Here is a 17,473-nt window from a genome sequence, read left to right on the forward strand (position 1 = left end):
TCCGACAGGCCTGCCCGCCGATACGCATTGGCTGGGCCAGCGTATCGAGCGGATCCGGATTGACTCGAGAGAATGTATCTACCCATCCCAACACGGTTTTCTGTGCTGGCAGTTGGCGGATAATGTCGGCGTCGATCGCTTCCAGCGCCTCCAGCGGCTTCGAATTGGCCAGGGCATCATTGACCATCAATACGACGTCGAACGTTTCCGGCAGCCTCGCCCGAACTTCGCGCCAGCCGCGATCCCAGCCGGTAAACTCATGAGCTGTATTATCGCCGCCGACCGCAAAGGCGCGGCATGGCCAGCCCTCAGTCGATGCTGATTGCCACTCGCGTTGTTCGTTCGCATTGTCGATCTCAACAACCGTGAACTCTATGCCTTCTCGCGCCTTAAAGAAATCTCCGAGAACCGCACGCACGCCTTTGGTTTTCTCGGGGTCGAATGTCAAGAACAGGACAAGTACCCTGAAGGCACGATCCCCTGCACCCTGCAGACGGTCGTCGTGGCTGGGCACACCATCAGCGCTCATTGAACAATACCGTGAACATACTCAACTATTCTTCGTCTCTTGAACTACCGCAGCAATCTGAGAGACGGAAATTGCCTCTTTCTCCCGAAGGCGGGCCAACACTTCCGGTAGCAGTTCCTGCGCTTGCGGTGAGAGCATGAGATGCTTGAGGAATCCTGGATTACGCCGAATGGCCAGCGTAAGCGCTTTCCTGTTCTCGAACATCAGCTTCGCCATCGCCCGGTCTTCCAGAAGAAGAGAAAGATTGTGATGAGACAAAATTGCCTGACCGAACAGTTTCCTCAGGACAGGCACACGGCGAAATGTTCCAGCAAGCAAGCGGACGAAGTTCTGCTTGACCCTGTGCTTCAGCGACGGCGTACCGCGGCGCGCGACTGGTTTCCTGGTCGCTTGGTCGATAGCGACGAGCGTTTTGCGTGTTGCCTGCAACTCGTCTTCGGAGGTCACGTTCGCCTTGGGTGCATACTCGGCCTCGCGTCCGAGTAGATCGTCGATCAGGCGGACATAAGCATCAAAGCCCAAGCTGGAATAATCATGCTGCCGGATTTCGGACTGACGTGCAGGCAGATTGTCGAGCACATCGGAGATAATGGGCGCAAGCTCTTCTGGCTCGTCCATTGACGCATAAATCAGCTTGTCCCCGCTGACCTCTCTCAACACAGGAAGATCGTACACGACACACGGCACGCCACAATAGAGCGCCTCGACCGGTGGATACCCGAACCCCTCGAACCTCGACAGAAAGAGCATCAAATCTGCTTCGTATAGCAGTTTGAACTTCTCGACATCAGTCACACGATGCTGGAAGCGGACCTCCACATCGTGCTCTTCGCCCCATGTATGGTAAGCAGAAGCAACGGATTCATCCATCGTCGCTGTGCCGACAATAAATGTCAGCCGACATCCCGACAGGGCGGGTCCGGCATGATCGAGCAATTCCATGCCACCCTTGTATCCGAAAGCGCCGCCAAAACGCGTGATACAGATGACAGATCGGCGATCCTCGGACTTTACCGCAAGGGATTTGGCTTCTGCAGCGGCCAGGTCATTGATGGGTGGGTTGATGTGGTGAAAGCGGGCGCCTGTACCTGCAAAATACTCTTCCGCATGCGTCTCACCTTCCAGTGTCGACGCGAGAACCACATCCAAATGCGGCCCAATAGCCTTCCATGCGTCCCACGGCTTCTGGTTTGTGCCGTGCTCTGCCGTCTTCGCAATCCAGTTCGGGGTCTCGAAACTCAGCATTCCGAGCTTCGCCTTGTTTGCAACGGAAATGTCCAGCGCCCGCCGGAACACTTTCACTGGCGGATGCTTGTGCGGAATAATCCAGACAAAATCCCATGGCCCATCGGGCGTGTCCGAAAAATCCCGCGTCAGTCGCAACACAAACCGATCTCCGAAGTCGAAATCTTCGAAGTCGTCAATGAAGATCGGCGTATTGTTCGTCCAAAACGTGACCTGATGACCAAGCGCCGCAAACGCCTGTGCCATCATCCATGCATGGTAGCGCCCACCTGAATAGGCGCCTTGAGGCATGATGCTGCAAATAAGGATTTTCATGCCAGCCCCTGAACAAGCACGTGCGGACAAGTCTACTCTTCAGCCGACTTTTTCTTGCGCCGAAGCCAGATACTGGCCCCCTGGTTCTTCAGGCACAATGGCATGCGCTCCTCGAAGAACTCGCGGTGGAACCTCTGCATGAATGTATTCGTGTAGACGATTTCGAAGTCGCTGTTGAATTCGAGAAACGCCCGAAGGAGATAGGTCTCCGTCCACCAGCGGCCCTGATACACCCAATGCTCGGGATATTCGAACGGATAGTGGATGTCGTGGAAATGGACGTACACCCCCTCATTGATGTGCGGGAGTATCTCGAAGAACATGTGGTTCACATCACTGCCCACGCGAGAGACGTGCGTCGAATCGACAAACAGAATGTCGTTTTCCTGCAGCGAGGTGAAGACTTCGATATCGACATCCTGAACCCGCTTTTCGATGATTTCACGGGTCTCGAGATCGGACGGACGCACCAGCGACTTCAACAATTGCGGATACGGTTCAACGAAACGGATATCGATATCACCATTGAAGAACGCGTCATTGGTATCGAGCATACAGCACGAGGAATACCCGGACCCGACCTCAACGATGCGCTTGGGTTTGACGCGGCGCATCATGCTGTAAAGCGAGATGGCATCGGAGTAGGAGTAGCCCCCATTCAGGAAGCCGTAGCGCATCTTGTCAGAAGGCTCGTCGCCAAATGGAATATCGTCATAGAAGGACGCAAACTCTTCAAGCACGGCCAATTGCTTGTCTTCGTTCAGGCCGATGCCCGGCAGGGTACGCCGATCACGATTGAAGATTCGCTCTTCGTCGGCCTTGATGTCTTCAATGTTGGCGACCGGAGAATAGAAATGCCCAAGTGCGCGCCATAGCGGGCTCTTCTCGTCATCGGCACCGACCTTGTTGATCTTGTCTTTCAACGAGCGGACTATCTTTTTCAATGCAGCATTTTCCTTCTGCAGCACTTCAAGTTCATCCTTGTTGTCTTGTACATCCGTCACTGGATTACCCCACTTGGTTCAAGCCTCAGGAACGTGCGCTTGCCATCATCTCGTCGAGCAGGATGGCAGCACTTTTTCCTATACGTGTCGTCTCATAGTCTTCGCGCGCTTTGCGGCGAGCAGCAATTGCAAAAGCTGCTTTTGCCGCGTCATTCGCCAGTATGCTTCGAACGGCGTCGGCCATGTCAGCTGCGCTGAAATCATCCAGCACAATCCCGGCATCATCCAGCACGAATTCGGCCGCGCCGCCTGAACCCTTGAAACAGATAATCGGCGCGCCAAACGCAGCCATTTCCATGACCGAGCGTGGAAAGGGGTCATCGCGCGATGTCATCAATCCAATTTCAAACAGTTTCAAATATGGATAGGGGTTCTTGCGCGCGCCCGGGAAGACGACCCGACCGGAAAATCCCGCATCTTCCACTTTCTTCAACATATCCTGCCGCATACCGCCATCACCGATCCAGACGAAGTAGACGGGCCGTCCCTTCGGTTCGGAACGCAGGACATCCAGGGCGGTATCGACGAAGTAATCGACCCCCTTCCGGCTATCGACTGACCCCAGACCGCCAATGATCACAGCATCTTCAGGCAGCGCGAGTTCCTTGCGCATCTCGCCGACGGTCAGATCTTCAGCCTTCTTGTCGAAAACTTCCGGCTCCATGGAGCCGGGCACGATCCCGATGCGCTCATGTGCGATGGAGAATGTATCTTTCAGATAATTCCGAACAAATTCGGAAACGGCGAAATATTTGTAATCCGGCTGCTTGAACGCATTCAATTGCACCTGATTGTACAGCGCGATCGTCGTCCATAATTCCCGCACATGGATAAGCGTCGGTGCCTTCATGCCTAGCTTGGCCAGCAAGTCCCCGTTCACAGTCGTGTTGGAATACACAAGATCAGGCTTGAACTGACGCAGTTTCAGCCGCAGGCGCTGTTCATGTCGCCACTGGCGGAATTTTCGCCGCCGAACGTCTTCTGGCAGAGGCGGTCGTTTCGCCCCTTCCGGGCGCATATCGGCCGGATCCAGAAAATGCTGGTAGTAGACATGAGTTGGCGCGAGTTTTTCAAACTCACTGCGCAGCGGACCTTCCTTGCGCATCAGAACCTGGAATTCCCAGTCCCGATTGGCGGCAAAATGCTTCATCAGCGTAAGCAGGCTTATGGGCGCGCCACTCATCGTGCCGTGATGCGATATGAACAGGATGCGTTTCTTTTCGGTCATGTCTACTTTTTGAAAATGCTGTCAAAATCGGTTCGGGGAAATGCATCAAGGAAGCTGTTGACGCCGGCATTGTAGATTTCGCGGCCAGCCTGCTTGTAGGCGTCGGCGGCCACTTCATAAGCCTTGTCCTGAAGTGAGGTGTTTGGCACGCCGATCACGTCTCCGATCTGGTAATAATCGGGGTTCATGTGGCACTGCCGAACGAGTTCGTAGTTCTCCTTGGTCACCTCGATCTTGCCGGGTGGAAAATTCTTGGCCAGCGCACCATAACTGTGATCGACGCCAATCAGGTAGACCGGATTGCAGCCCAGATAGTAGGCCAGCTGCAACGCGATGTAAGTGATGGTCGAGCCCAGATACACGATGTTGGAAAAGTCACGGGAGAACTGGATTCCCATTTCGTCGAAATAGTACGGGTCGCCCCGGCGCGCGTTGAAAAACAGCGTGTCGTCGAAATTCTTGAAACAGTACGCGTTGTAGATCGCCGCCATTTTGGTCGGCCCCACAACATTGTGGATTTCCTTGCGGCGCAACTCGGTCTGCTCTGTATCTTCGAACAGGAGATATTTGGTGTGGAAGCCCCACTCGTCGAACATCTGGTAGATGCCATTGGCCCCGAACGTGATCTGGTCTCGCAGCGGCGTCAGGTCCATTTCCTTCAGGCTCGGACCATTCCCGATAATGAATCCCGGCTTGCCCTGGTGCTTGTTGCGCATGTGGCGCAGCGTGGTCTGGAATCCCGGCCGGCGATAAAACCCGAACTTGCCAGCGCCGTTACGGCCCGGCTTGATCTGGTCAAAGAAATTCATACGCGCCCGCACGAGACGCAAATAGCCGGCGGCCTTTTCCTTTTCAGGAAACCTGTTGGTCCAAACAATCATCTAGGGCGTCCCTAACTTCAACTTTGTTCCCTGCAGCCGGGAACCTTCACTTGCGTACATGAATCGATCTTTGAAATGCGGATTCAGTCCCGCCCCCCAATTATACCTAATACTTCCGGATGGTTTTTGAGAGCTCTGGATACGACCATCTGAGCGCCATCAAGAGTAAGATGCGACCCATCCCAAACAGCCAACTGACGATCATTCATGAAAAAATCGCACATATTTTCAGAACATAACGTCTCAACTCGCGAAATATATTTTACGTCGGGAATCGCCTGAATTCGAGCTCTCGACAAATCGTCCTGACGCGCCGCACTTCTGTAAAAGCGCTCGTACGCCAATCTGTTTATATCATCGACGGTACTACCCGACCTGATCAAATCCAGAGCTTCAGCATGAAATTTTGACGTAAAACTCACGCTGCGCCCCATGAAGATGATCGGCAAAGCTTCACCAGCCTGATTCTTGCGTCTCAGCAGCGCAACGAAATCTTCAATCCCATCCATGTCCTCTGCAACGCACCAATTGGCGATGAAGAGAATATCCGCTGTCTTCAACATATCATTTGCCGTCAGCTCAGATAGCGGCTTGGCGCATTTCGTGCCTTTCCAAGATTCAGGAGATTGGGTCGACATGACCCAACAAGCTTCTTCGACATGCTGCATTCGGATTTCGTGTGTCGCCGACAATAGCTGCGACAATCCATTTGAGATGTCTCGCGCATGACTGTCGCCGATAACGAGAATTCTTGGCTTTTCACTCGAGAAGTGAGCCTTCCGCGTATTTTGGTTGCTATAGGCAACCGTTTGCACCTGAAGCTCTTTCAAATCCAGGATATCCATATTGGCGGCCGGACCGTAACGCCATGACCAACCTGTATTCGCCCACATGCTTGCGCCCGAATACATCGCAACGGCAGCACAACCGAGACAAACGGCAGCGAATGCTCCTCCCGATAGCGTGTTGCCATCCACCTTCTCAGGTCTGCGGTACGGCTTCTCTATAAAGAAGTACATCGCCACAGCAGCGCCGATCGAAACCGCGCAGATGGCCACGCCTTCAAGAACAGAGATTGGGACGCGCTTCTGATACTGATAAAAAACAAAAACCGGCCAATGAACCAGGTAAAGCGAATAGCTGATCAGGCCAATTCCCACCGACAGCCGATTTCGGAGAAGTGCTCCCACAAGCCCAGCCTTGTCCCCACTATAAATAATGAGGACGGTGCCGACACAGGGCAGAAGGGCGTTGTAGCTCGGGAACAGCGTGTCTTCCGTGTAAACCAGAACACTGTAGGAAATCATCACGAGTCCTATGAGCGTTGCCGCTGCATGGAAGAGTGCGCTTCCCGGACGCTTTCGGACACCCCAGACAAGAACACCGCCTATTACAAATTCGAATACCCGGAACGGTGTCAGGAAGAAGATAGATGCACGTTCTTCACTGAACCAACCCGTCGTAAACGGCAAAGCCTGATTGAGAACGCGACTATCTTGAGAGGCGACATCCAAATTCAAGAGGAAGCTCAACAGTCCTAACGCAATCAAGACTGCGAAGGTCCAGCGAGTTCCGGTCTTCTTCAGGAGAAGAACCAGGATGGCCGGCCAGAAGATATAGTACTGCTCTTCAACACTGAGAGACCACGTATGGAGCAACGGCTTTATCTGCGCATCGACGTCGAAGTAGCCGCTCTCATTCCAAAAGAATATGTTTGACAAGCTCGCGACCGCATGAATTAGCGCACCGCCAAATCGCTCCAAATCCGTCGGCGAAAACCAGATCACCGCAGCGATGCTCGTCACAAACAAGGTCGCAAACATGGCTGGGAACAGCCGTCTGGCACGTCTCATATAAAATCTGGAAAACCGAAATTCGCCTGTGGCCTCAAATTCATTGTAGATCAGCCGCGTGATAAGGAATCCACTGATCACAAAGAATACGTCCACCCCAACGAATCCGCCAGCAAACGTGGAGAACCCTACGTGGTAAAATAGAACACTTAGGACAGCGATCGCCCTTAGACCGTCAATATCGGGTCGGTATTGCGACGTGCTTTCGCTGGCTCGCGCCGGGTGCGGTTCCGCAGTCAAATCAGCCCCCCAAATGACAATCTACATGATTCACAGCACACGGCACCGAGTATCTCACCCTGCATCGGGCACGTCAGTGGCGCCTGCTCCGACTTGCGAACCAGTTTTGCGAAACCCGATATACGCAACTGTGGCCACCTCTACCTTGGATCAACGCCCCCAAACCTGTCTGAGGTCAGAGCCCATTCCGGCCAGCGTTAAGGCGTGTCACTGAGTTAATCAAGTACGCCTCCCAGCAGCCCAGAAATTCGCTCAAAGGTGACAATTTTTGACCAGATACTCAGGAGCCAAAGGTACCCGCAACGGCAATTCCAGTTCACAAGCAGGCGAGCCTGAACCGTCCCTGCATTGCCGCCAGGAACCAATCGGGGTAGACGAGCGCGAAGCCGAAGTGAGAAGCGGGACGACAGGATGAGTGCCTTCGAAAAGGTCGAACACACTGCGCCGCCACCGGCCTCCCCCCGTAGTGTCGGATACACATTCGCAGCCGTTTCCGCGATCGCGGCCGTCCTGCTGCGCAACCATGTTCAGCTATCATTGGCCCTAGCGGGCGCAGCCCTGTTGTTTGCGCTCGTCGCCTTCGTCGCGCCGCGTTGGCTGAAGGGACTCGCATATTTGTGGGGCTTGCTTGCACTGGGTCTGGCCAAGATCGTCAACCCGCTTGTGATGGGCATCATGTACTACGGCTTCATTACGCCCTACGGCCTGCTCTTGCGTATGGGGCGCGATCCATTGCGCATTCACAAGAGGCCCCAAACCGGCTCATACTGGTGCGAATCGACGGATCCTCAGGACCGGGCCGCAATGGAGAGACAGTTCTGAGATGAAAGAGATTCTGAAAGAGCTGGCGTTGTACTTTTCGCAACGCAGGAAATTCTGGTTGTTGCCTGTATTCCTGTTCGTTTTGCTGATTGGCGGGGCGCTGGTGTTTGCACAAGGCTCACCATTAGCCCCGTTCATCTACTCCCTGTTCTAAGTGATGCCGACTTATATCCTGGGCATTTCAGCCTACTTCCATGACAGCGCGGCCGTTCTGCTGTGTGACGGCAAGATCGTCGCAGCCGCCCAGGAAGAACGTTTCACCCGGGTCAAACATGATGCCGGCTTTCCGTCAAATGCGACGCGCTATTGTCTCGACGAAGCGGGCATCGAACTCAGCGACGTGCAACACATCGCCTATTTCGAGAAACCGCTGCTCAAGTTTGAACGCCTGATCGAGACCTACCTGACCAGCGCGCCGCGCGGTCGCAAGACATTTGCGATCGCCATGCCGAGCTGGATCAAGGGAAAGCTCTTCCAGAAGTCGAACATGGCAAAGATATTCCGGGATGATTTCAATGATCCTGATGCGGGCAACCGCATGGTGTTTGCCCAGCATCATGACAGTCACGCGGCATCGGCATTTTATCCCTCGCCTTTCGACGAAGCGATTGTCCTGACAATGGACGGGGTCGGCGAATGGGCCACCACGTCGGTCTCTGTCGGCAGAGGCAAGGAATTACAGCGCATTCGGGAGATCCGCTTCCCACACTCATTGGGCCTGCTCTATTCCGCGCTCACGGGGTATCTCGGTTTCAAGGTCAATTCCGGCGAATACAAGGTTATGGGGCTCGCACCATATGGCGAGCCGCGATTTGCAGACCTCATGGAAGAGAAGCTGATCTCCATTGCCGATGATGGCAGCTTCTGGCTGGACATGCGCTATTTCGACTATGTCACCGGCCTGCGAATGACCAACAAGGCTTTCCATGACCTGTTTGGTGAGCCTGCGCGCACGTCTGAGAGCCAGCTGACGCAGTTCCACTTCGACATGGCTGCATCGATCCAGAAAGTGACAGAGAATGTGATGCTGCGCATGACCCGCGCGCTACACGCTGAGTTCGCTATCGACAATCTCTGCATGGCCGGCGGCGTCGCCCTCAATTGTGTTGCCAATGGCAAAATCCTGCGGGACGGCCACTTCAAGAATATCTGGGTCCAGCCCGCAGCAGGTGATGCCGGCGGCGCGCTCGGCGCGGCCTTGCTGGCCCACCATCGTTATCTGGACACCGATCGCCTCCTGACGGGTGACGGCGATGCCATGAGCGGCGCCTATCTCGGCCCGGACTATTCGCAGGAAGATATCAACGCAGCCTTGACCTCAGCCGGCGCTGCATTCGAGGTCGTGGACGAGGACACGATGATCCAAACCACCGCCAAAGCGCTGGATAGCGGTATGGCAATTGGCTGGTTTCAGGGGCGTATGGAATTTGGCCCTCGCGCATTGGGCGGCCGGTCGATCATTGCCGACCCACGAAATCCCGAAACCCAGCGCAACCTGAACCTGAAGATCAAGTTTCGCGAAAGTTTCCGCCCCTTTGCCCCGTCCGTACTGGCCGAAGATGCAGCAGACTATTTCGACCTGAGCAGCGACAGTCCATACATGCTGCTCGTCGCGGATGTTGTCGATCGACTGCGCGTACAGCCTGAGTCAGACAGCTCCTCCAAACAGGGCACCGATCGCGTGAACGACATCCGCTCGACGCTCCCGGCAATAACCCATCTTGATTATTCCGCGCGCGTGCAAACGGTGCATGCCGAGACGAACCCGCTCTACCACAAGCTGCTCAGCGCGTTTAAGCAAAGGACCGGCTGCGCAGTTGTTGTGAACACCAGTTTCAATGTTCGCGGGGAGCCCATTGTGGAATCTCCTGGCGACGCATTCCGCTGCCTGATGGGAACGGAGATGGATCTACTGGTCTGCGGCCGCGCCATACTGCGCAAGTCGGATCAGGATCCTGCCCTCGTGCTTGACTACAAGAACGCTTTCGATCTCGATTGACACGATCACCAAAGACAACACCGAGCGGTGCCTGAGACATGAACGAACAACCACTTTCGGAAACACCGCATAGCGTTGTCTTGAGCCGTCAGGCAAAGATCGTGCTCGGTATCCTCACAATCTTGGCAACGCTGATTCTGTTGTTGGCTACCGACCTGATGGCGAGAGCGTATCTGGGCGCAAAGGGTGCACCTCAATACTCACTGGTCTGGCAGTCTTCCGACAAGCAGGGCAAAAAGGAAACCGTCGTAGACCGTCGGTTGTCGCAGGGACTGAACGTACTCGACCCGCAACTTGGATATGCGCGACCGGCAGGCGGCCCTACGTCTGAGCCCGCTTGGCGCCGGCCCGGTTTCCGGACGTCAGGCGACGAGACGAGTGGCGCTGCGCTGCGCTTGGTTGTGCTCGGTGGCAGTACGAGCGATCCCTACTATGAGAGCGATTGGGGGGCCTGGAGCGAAACCCTTTTCACGCGCCTCAATGAAGGCCCGACAGGACCTGCGGTCGTCTACAATGGCGCGGTATCCGGATACTCGACCAATCAGGAACTGCTAAAGCTTATTCGCGATGTCCCGGCGCTTGCGCCAGATGTTGTGGTCTCACTCAGCGGCGTCAATGATCTGAACTTCTCACACAGCCTGCGCGAGCACCCCATGGTCAGCCCCTATCAGCTCGTGATGCTCAGAACACTCGCCGGCAAAGGACACCAACCGCCACGTTTCATGCCGAACCTGTTGGCCGCCATGAGATCAGGCGGCGAGAAAGACACTCAGCTCGCCGTGACAGCAGGTTCTAGCTACGAAATGACAGATGCAGAGATGTGGCGCCGCAACGTTGAGCTGATGAATGCGGCCAGCGCGCAAATGGGCGCACGCTTCCATGTATTCCTGCAGCCAGCCATGGGAATCGAACCAGGTTACATACCGACAGATTCGGAAGCTGAGCTTTACGCCGCAATGCTCAGCTCAAAACCTGACTACGCTGAAAAAGCGGTAGCTTTTTACACGGCAGCACGCCGCCATTGCGAAGAACTTATGTACTGCACGGACATCAGCGACGTATTTGCGGGAAAAACAGACCTTTACCACGATCCCCGCCACCCCAACCATCAGGGAAACAAGCTGATTGGCGATACGGTATTCGAAACACTTTTTGTGCTGGATTCTTCACCGGCACTTGCCGAATCCGCCCTAGGCCAGACACCAGAACAATAGCTCTGGTATCTGAAATTTTTGCCGATCAATTCGGCGGATACTCGGCCTTGCCGATGATCATGTCGATAACGGCCATCATCCAGAACTGGTGAACCGTCTCGACGATATTGTAGGCGTGACTGTCAGCCCAGAGGTTTACATCTCCGAGTTTGCGAAGCGGGTTTTCCGGGTTCATTGCGGAACACGTCGTAACGGAAATCCCCATTTTGCGAGCCTGCTCGACGGCATTGAGAATGTTCTTTGAGCCACCGGACGAACTGATCGCAACCAGCGTATCTTCTGGTTTGCCCTGAATGCGCAAAGCGTGGGCAATCCAGTTCTCAAATCCGTAATCATTGGAGAGACAGGTGATTTGGGCACCATCATTGAAACATGCCGCCGGAATGTGGCCGTTCTTGCCAAGATCAATCGCGAGATGCGATGCAATTCCCGCAGACCCACCATTGCCGATGAAGATCACCTTGCCACCTGCGTTTTTCGACCGGACCCACAGGTCTCGCACCTGCCCCAATTGCTCGAATACCGCGTCATTGGGGCGCGCGAAGGTTTCCAATCTGCCGAAATAGTCGTTCAGGAACTGGGTATCTGCAGCCACGATAGTCTCACTTTCAATCTGTAAGTTGCGCCCCCAGAAGAGGTCAGGGCTCGTCCGGGCCAGCGATAGGCCGTGTCCCTCAAATTATCAAGTATGATGGCCGACTGCCACAGCGCTTGAACACTTCAATCACCAGCGGCGCCTGAACACACGCAGCCGCCTGACCTGCTAGCAGATTGAAACGGGGATCGGAGGCGTCTAGCGTGCAGGTGCTTTCGCCCTGACCGATTCGCCAAAAGATCGCTTTGAGTTCATGTGTATTATTCCTGATCATGAACAGCCCTTATCCATGATCATGCGCCGCTATCTCGCCGATCTCACAAGCCAACCTGTTCTTCTCAGTACCAAAGTGGTCGCCCAATGATCAGCTGGTCCCGCCACTTTCCCAAATGGAAGTACCCACTGGGGTATCTGCGCCTGCGCGATGCCCGCCAGCGTTATTTTGACCGCATCGGCCTGAAACGGGATGCACGCGGTCTTCGCATTGGCATCGTGCCGGGTGACGAGCGCAAGCTGGCGGCACTGAAGAATTCGGGCAAGGGCCGCCGTGCCTTCGTGCTGGGCAATGGCCCCAGCCTTCGCGATATGGACCTTTCCGCGCTGAAGAACGAAATCACGATCGCCTCAAACGGCGCCTACAAGGCGTTTCAGGAATGGGGCTTTACCCCGGACTACCTGTTATTCGAGGACATTGAGCAAACCGAAATTCGTGGTCAGGATATTCGAAACATATATGGTCCGCTGAAGATTGCCGCCATCTACAATGCGCATGGGATCGCACGCCCCTGGAACGACCTTCTGTTCATGAATGCGCGGCTTGCCGACGAAGCCTATTGGACGGATCCCGGCATTCAGTTTTCGCGTGACTTTTCTCATTCGGTCTACCTTGGATCCACAATCAGTTACATCGCGCTCCAACTCGCCTACCATCTTGGCTGCGATCCGGTTTATCTGATCGGCGTAGACATGGACTATGGACCGCTGGCTGAACAATTCCCGCCGGGTAAGATCCACGTGTCGGAAGAGAATATCGATCTGGTGAATCAGGCGCATTTCACGAAAGACTACTACCAGGTCGGGGATGTCATCGGCATACCAAATTTCGACCTGCAAAATCAGGCCTTTGGCGTTGCCCGCACGGCATTTGAAGACGCAGGGCGCCGCATATACAATGCGGGTATCGGGGGAAAGCTGGACGTGTTCGACAGGGTCGACTTTCACTCACTGTTCCCTGACAAGTCATAGCCATGCGCATTCTCATGATTTCCCATGCTGCCGATCGTACCGGCGCCCCGATCAGTGCGCTGCAATTGGCGCGGGAGATGATATCGCTGGGCCATGAGTTGACGATCATCCTGCGGCGCGATGGCGAGTTGGGCGAGGCCTATCGCGAAACGGCCCCAACCCATATCTGGCGCGATTCACCGCAATTCGACCTGTCCGACGGATTGAGCACAGCCCTGCGATTCGACCCACTCTTGGCAATAAAATGCGTGCGCTCGCCGGACAGACCCTATTGTCTCGGACGGCAAGATCGGCAGCGCACCACAAGACTCCGACAGGAGATCCGGAACTGGAAGCCCGACATCATCTACGCAAATACAACGCATTGCGGCGATGTCGTTGACGAGCTTGATCTCGACACCCCAATCGTCACGCACGTGCGTGAAATGGGGCCGACAATCCGCGCGCTTGATGCGCGGCGTCTCAAGAGCACGATGAACAAGACGGACATGTTTCTGTGCGCGTCCCGCAGCGTCATGAAGGACCTGTCGCAGGACTTCTCCGTGCCGGACGCAAAACTGCGGGTCGAACCTCCGGCCGTTAAAATAACCCCGGAGCAAATGGCCGTCGCTGATGCAGCGCGGGGCGACGTGAATGACGACCTGAAACTGGGCGATCCGGACACACTCATTATTGGCGCTGGAAGCCTGATCCCTCGCAAGGGACCTGACCTGTTCGTCGAGGCTGCCAAAACAGCCCTCGACAGGCATGACGGCGCTGGCCGGCTGGTCTTTGCATGGCTCGGCGATGGCGAGATGATGCAAAACCTCAAGCACACCGTCCATGAGGCTGGCATTGAATCAGATGTGCTGTTTCCAGGCGTCAAAGCTCGCCCATATGCTTACTTTCGCAGAGCGTCCGCCGTGCTGATAACTTCGCGCGAAGACCCCTATCCGCGCGTCGCCATTGAGGCCGGCATGCTTGGGGTGCCTGTGCTGGCCTTTGCGGATGGGGGCGGCGCTGCTGACCTTGTGCGGAATTATGAAGCCGGACATCTCATTGCCGACTTCGACGCAAAGGCAATGGGCCGCGACGTCAGCGCCCTGGTGACGGCCAGCAGGACCGTTGATGAGAACTTGTCAAAGCGCGTATCGCGGGGGCATAACCCGTCAGCAAGTGCGTCACGGATCGTGGCGCTGTTTGAATCTGTGGCGAGCACAGCCCATCAGACGGAACCACACAAAAAGGCCACAAAACCTTGAATTCTATTTTATTTTTCATGTTTGACCGCCTTGCCTGCGACTCCAAACCAGCGAAAAATACCCGAAACCGGACCAAAGTCCGGTGTCCGCATTTCGAGCCGTAAAAATACATCGGCCCATTGCGTCAATGACGATAATGGAGACGAAGGAGTAGTGCAGTTGAGTTCAACGGCTTTCAGCAAGGCAAAGCAGACCCTCGCCGACATGTTCGGCGGAGTCTCCAGCGCACCACGACAGGGTTGGAACCTTGCCGCCCGAGATATTCGCATCGAATATGTTCACACGAAGATGGGCCTGTTCTGGGCTTTTATCGAGCCCCTCGCAATCGCTGGCGTTTTCATCGCCCTGCGCAGCAGTGGGTCGCTGGAAGTCAGCGGGCTCAACATGCCGTTTTCCCTCTTTGCTGTCAGTGGCATCCTGATCTGGCAAACATTCTTCGACGGCATGATGATGTCCCTGACATCGCTTCAGCGCGCGAGTGGACTTATCGGCAATTATGCCATGCCGCCTGAAAGCCTGATGATGGCCATGGTGTTCAGATCCCTGTTCCTGCTCTGCATGCGAGTCCCAATCGTGCTCGGCCTCGCGGCCGCTCAGGGATTGCTGGAATGGCAGAATGCGTTGCTGTTTATTGCCATGTCGCCAATCTGCGCCCTCGGCGGAGTCGCGGTAGGTCTGTTTTTTGCGCCATTTACGCTCGTTTCCGGCGACTTGAAGCTGGCCGTTGGCGTAATTGCCCGGCCGATGCTGTACCTCTCGGGCGCGGTCTTCCCGCTCACCGGAGGGCTCGCCATTTTCAAGCATGGCAATCCGGTTGCTCTGACAATTGAGGAGTTGCGCTTTTGCCTGCTCTCGCCCAGCCTGTCCCACATCCTGCCGCTTTTTTATGTTGCCCTCGGCATCATGGCGCTCTTCTGCGTTAGCTGGTTCGCTTATCATCGTACCATGAGAGCTTATGTCTGACGTGAGTACGCAACGCCCCATCATCTCCGCCTCGCAGATCGGCCGTAGTTTTCCCAGACGACGGCAGAATAATGTGTCGCGTAATTTCAACGACATATTGGGCAACATCTTCTGCCTCCCTCCAAAGCATGACCGCGATGAAGAAGAATTCTGGGCCCTGCGTGATGTGAGCCTGGATATTCGTCCCGGAGATGCCGTGGGCGTGATCGGCCGAAACGGCAGCGGGAAGACAACGCTCATGAAGCTGCTGTCCGGTCTTCTTGCGCCGACAAAGGGTCACGTCTCAATCAATGGCGAGATCCAGGCGCTGATCAATCTGGGGGCGGGATTCAATCAACGGCTAAGTGGTCGTGAAAACATTCTCAACGGCATGCGCATGCGCGGAATCAGTCCAAAGCGCAGTCCAGAGCTTGTGGAACAGATCATAGACTTTGCCGAGGTCGGCGCCTTTATTGATGGACCAGTGGAAACCTATAGCTCCGGCATGAAATCGCGGCTTGGTTTCGCCCTCTGCATATTTCTGCGACCCGATCTCATTGTGATCGATGAAGCCTTGTCCGTGGGAGACCTGGCCTTCCAGAACAAATGCAAGCTGCACTTGCAGGCCATGAAACAGCAGGGAGTTGCCATGCTGCTGGTGTCACACTCGATGACCAGCATCCGGCAGTTCTGCGACCGTGCACTCTGGATTCATGCGGGCGAACTGCAGGCTGATGGTCCGGTTGACCAGGTGACGGCGCAATATCTCGAATTCATTGATCAGGAGATGTCGCGCAATGAAGAGCCAGCAGCGGCCCTGACCGAGGCCAGCCCCCCGATGCAGCACGCTCCTACACAGCCTGCCCGGCCCCTTTCGGCAAAAGTCGCGCAGCGTTGGAGCAATCTGACGCCGAAGGACAACAAGGTCATCGACGATCCCGACAAGAGCTTCCTGGCCCAGAACCCACAGCTTCAGTGGAAACGACCAACCATTTCCGAAAATCAGGTCGAAGAGCTTTATGGTGGGCACATAGAACCTACCGGCTTTCAGGATTTCCGCGCTGTCGTGCTTTCGGAGGGACAGCCGACCAATGCGCTTCAGGTAAACAAGCCATTCGCCATTGAATTCGGCTTCACGCCACAACGACCAATCAACGACTTGAACGTCTCTCTCGTCTTCCACACAAAGGACGGCAAACGCCTTTCAACCATCTCCACCTTGAACGGTGATCTGTTGAAGCAGAATGGCGACAGCAGGGTCCTGTGTCGTGTGAATATTGCCGACATTCCATTTGCCGCCGGGTATTATGTTGTCACGATATCCATCCACGAAGGCAATGCATATCTGTGGCGCGACGCGATCCTTGAACTCAAAGTATCACCCAATCGCTTTATGGTGTGGAACCCGATCAGCATGCAGTATCAATACAATATCTTCAAAGTGTCGAATTAACGCCCCAAATTCTACGGGCGGGTCAGATACACTGCCGCCATTCCTCATCGCAAATAGCCAAAGCGCCCGATTATGAAGAGACTGATTTCCACACTCTGCCGACTGCTGTTGAAAAGCAGCAGGTTCAGGCAACTCCTTCTGGCTGAAGTCAAACGCACGACATCTGCTGAGGAAAAATCTGATCTTTTGAGCGCGTTCGTCGATGATTCGCCGGAGCTCCTCGATGGCGTGGCCAGCCGACCCAGTATGCGCGATCGATTTCTTGCCCTGCCCTGGATACGGGAAAGGCTTGGCAGAGATGTCGAGTTCCTGATCAATTCAGTCTTGGCCGACAAGAATCGCAATGCGTTCTTCGCGGATGGCCGTATCCGGACCATTGCATCAAAGCAGAGTGGCATCCGCGACAAGTTTGGCAAGGATGTCCGTTTTCTTGTGCAATCGGCTTTATCCGCAGAAAATCGAAAAGCCTTCTTCGGAAATGGGGAAATTCAGGCCGCCGCAACCGCGACCACATCCATCCGTCGCACGCTTGGAAATGACGTTCGATTCCTCACCGAATTTGCCTTGAGCGAAGAGAACCTAAAAACCTTCTTCGGCAAGGAAGAAGTCCAAGCCGCAGCTACTGCGACCACGTCAATCCGAAGCGCGCTCGGAAACGATCTCCGCT

The 17,473-nt window shown here is 55.1% G+C and carries 16 protein-coding genes; 9 read left to right on the top strand and 7 right to left on the bottom strand.

Annotation, left to right across the window (positions count from 1 at the left end; translation table 11 throughout):
* The 6 genes from B4F73_RS10605 to B4F73_RS10630 all read right to left on the bottom strand — a co-directional run.
* Nucleotides 1–529: hypothetical protein (locus B4F73_RS10605; protein WP_290483218.1), on the bottom strand; the 529-nt coding region annotated here is incomplete at its 3' end.
* Between the two features lie 21 nt (nt 530–550).
* Nucleotides 551–2,089, bottom strand: a complete 1,539-nt coding sequence (locus B4F73_RS10610; RefSeq protein ID WP_290483219.1) for a glycosyltransferase — start codon at nt 2,087–2,089, stop codon at nt 551–553.
* Between the two features lie 32 nt (nt 2,090–2,121).
* A complete protein-coding gene (locus tag B4F73_RS10615) occupies nt 2,122–3,093 on the bottom strand; it encodes a class I SAM-dependent methyltransferase (protein ID WP_290479801.1) in 972 nt (323 codons plus the stop codon).
* 25 nt (nt 3,094–3,118) lie between these two features.
* A complete protein-coding gene (locus B4F73_RS10620) occupies nt 3,119–4,321 on the bottom strand; it encodes a glycosyltransferase (RefSeq protein ID WP_290483220.1) in 1,203 nt (400 codons plus the stop codon).
* A 2-nt stretch (nt 4,322–4,323) separates the two neighbouring features.
* Nucleotides 4,324–5,202 carry a 6-hydroxymethylpterin diphosphokinase MptE-like protein gene (locus tag B4F73_RS10625; RefSeq protein WP_206991134.1) on the bottom strand — a complete coding sequence of 293 codons (879 nt, stop codon included), beginning with the start codon at nt 5,200–5,202 and terminating at the stop codon, nt 4,324–4,326.
* Between the two features lie 83 nt (nt 5,203–5,285).
* Entirely contained in the window at nt 5,286–7,295 is a 2,010-nt protein-coding gene (locus tag B4F73_RS10630) for an acyltransferase family protein (RefSeq protein ID WP_290483221.1), read from the bottom strand.
* Nucleotides 7,296–7,706: 411 nt separating this feature from the next.
* On the opposite strand from B4F73_RS10630, the gene B4F73_RS10635 reads away from it, so the two are divergent.
* From B4F73_RS10635 to B4F73_RS10650, 4 genes are read left to right on the top strand one after another with little or no spacing between them, the layout of a single operon-like run.
* Nucleotides 7,707–8,117, top strand: coding sequence for a hypothetical protein (locus B4F73_RS10635; RefSeq protein WP_051607441.1), 411 nt, complete (start codon nt 7,707–7,709; stop codon nt 8,115–8,117).
* Nucleotide 8,118: 1 nt separating this feature from the next.
* Entirely contained in the window at nt 8,119–8,271 is a 153-nt protein-coding gene (locus tag B4F73_RS10640) for a DUF5989 family protein (protein WP_198019707.1), read from the top strand.
* Between the two features lie 3 nt (nt 8,272–8,274).
* Nucleotides 8,275–10,116, top strand: coding sequence for a carbamoyltransferase family protein (locus tag B4F73_RS10645; RefSeq protein WP_290483222.1), 1,842 nt, complete (start codon nt 8,275–8,277; stop codon nt 10,114–10,116).
* A 38-nt stretch (nt 10,117–10,154) separates the two neighbouring features.
* Complete coding sequence (locus tag B4F73_RS10650) at nt 10,155–11,330, top strand: SGNH/GDSL hydrolase family protein (RefSeq protein ID WP_290483223.1); 1,176 nt, start codon at nt 10,155–10,157, stop codon at nt 11,328–11,330.
* Nucleotides 11,331–11,355: 25 nt separating this feature from the next.
* Here B4F73_RS10650 and B4F73_RS10655 read toward each other — a convergent pair whose 3' ends face one another.
* A complete protein-coding gene (locus tag B4F73_RS10655; protein WP_198019706.1) occupies nt 11,356–11,925 on the bottom strand; it encodes an SIS domain-containing protein in 570 nt (189 codons plus the stop codon).
* Between the two features lie 360 nt (nt 11,926–12,285).
* Between B4F73_RS10655 and B4F73_RS10660 the strand changes: the two genes are divergently transcribed.
* The 5 genes from B4F73_RS10660 to B4F73_RS10680 all read left to right on the top strand — a co-directional run.
* Nucleotides 12,286–13,170, top strand: a complete 885-nt coding sequence (locus B4F73_RS10660; RefSeq protein WP_290483224.1) for a 6-hydroxymethylpterin diphosphokinase MptE-like protein — start codon at nt 12,286–12,288, stop codon at nt 13,168–13,170.
* Nucleotides 13,171–13,172: 2 nt separating this feature from the next.
* Nucleotides 13,173–14,411 (top strand): glycosyltransferase, encoded by a 1,239-nt coding sequence (locus tag B4F73_RS10665; protein ID WP_290483225.1) that lies wholly within the window; start codon nt 13,173–13,175, stop codon nt 14,409–14,411.
* A gap of 159 nt (nt 14,412–14,570) precedes the next feature.
* A complete protein-coding gene (locus tag B4F73_RS10670; RefSeq protein ID WP_290479807.1) occupies nt 14,571–15,374 on the top strand; it encodes an ABC transporter permease in 804 nt (267 codons plus the stop codon).
* 73 nt (nt 15,375–15,447) lie between these two features.
* Nucleotides 15,448–16,806, top strand: a complete 1,359-nt coding sequence (locus B4F73_RS10675; protein WP_290483226.1) for an ABC transporter ATP-binding protein — start codon at nt 15,448–15,450, stop codon at nt 16,804–16,806.
* 246 nt (nt 16,807–17,052) lie between these two features.
* The coding region (locus tag B4F73_RS10680) for a hypothetical protein (RefSeq protein ID WP_290479809.1) at nt 17,053–17,473 on the top strand (421 nt) is incomplete at its 3' end.

Origin of the sequence: Hyphomonas sp. UBA3601 (assembly GCF_002375605.1) — a bacterium.
GTDB lineage: Bacteria > Pseudomonadota > Alphaproteobacteria > Caulobacterales > Hyphomonadaceae > Hyphomonas.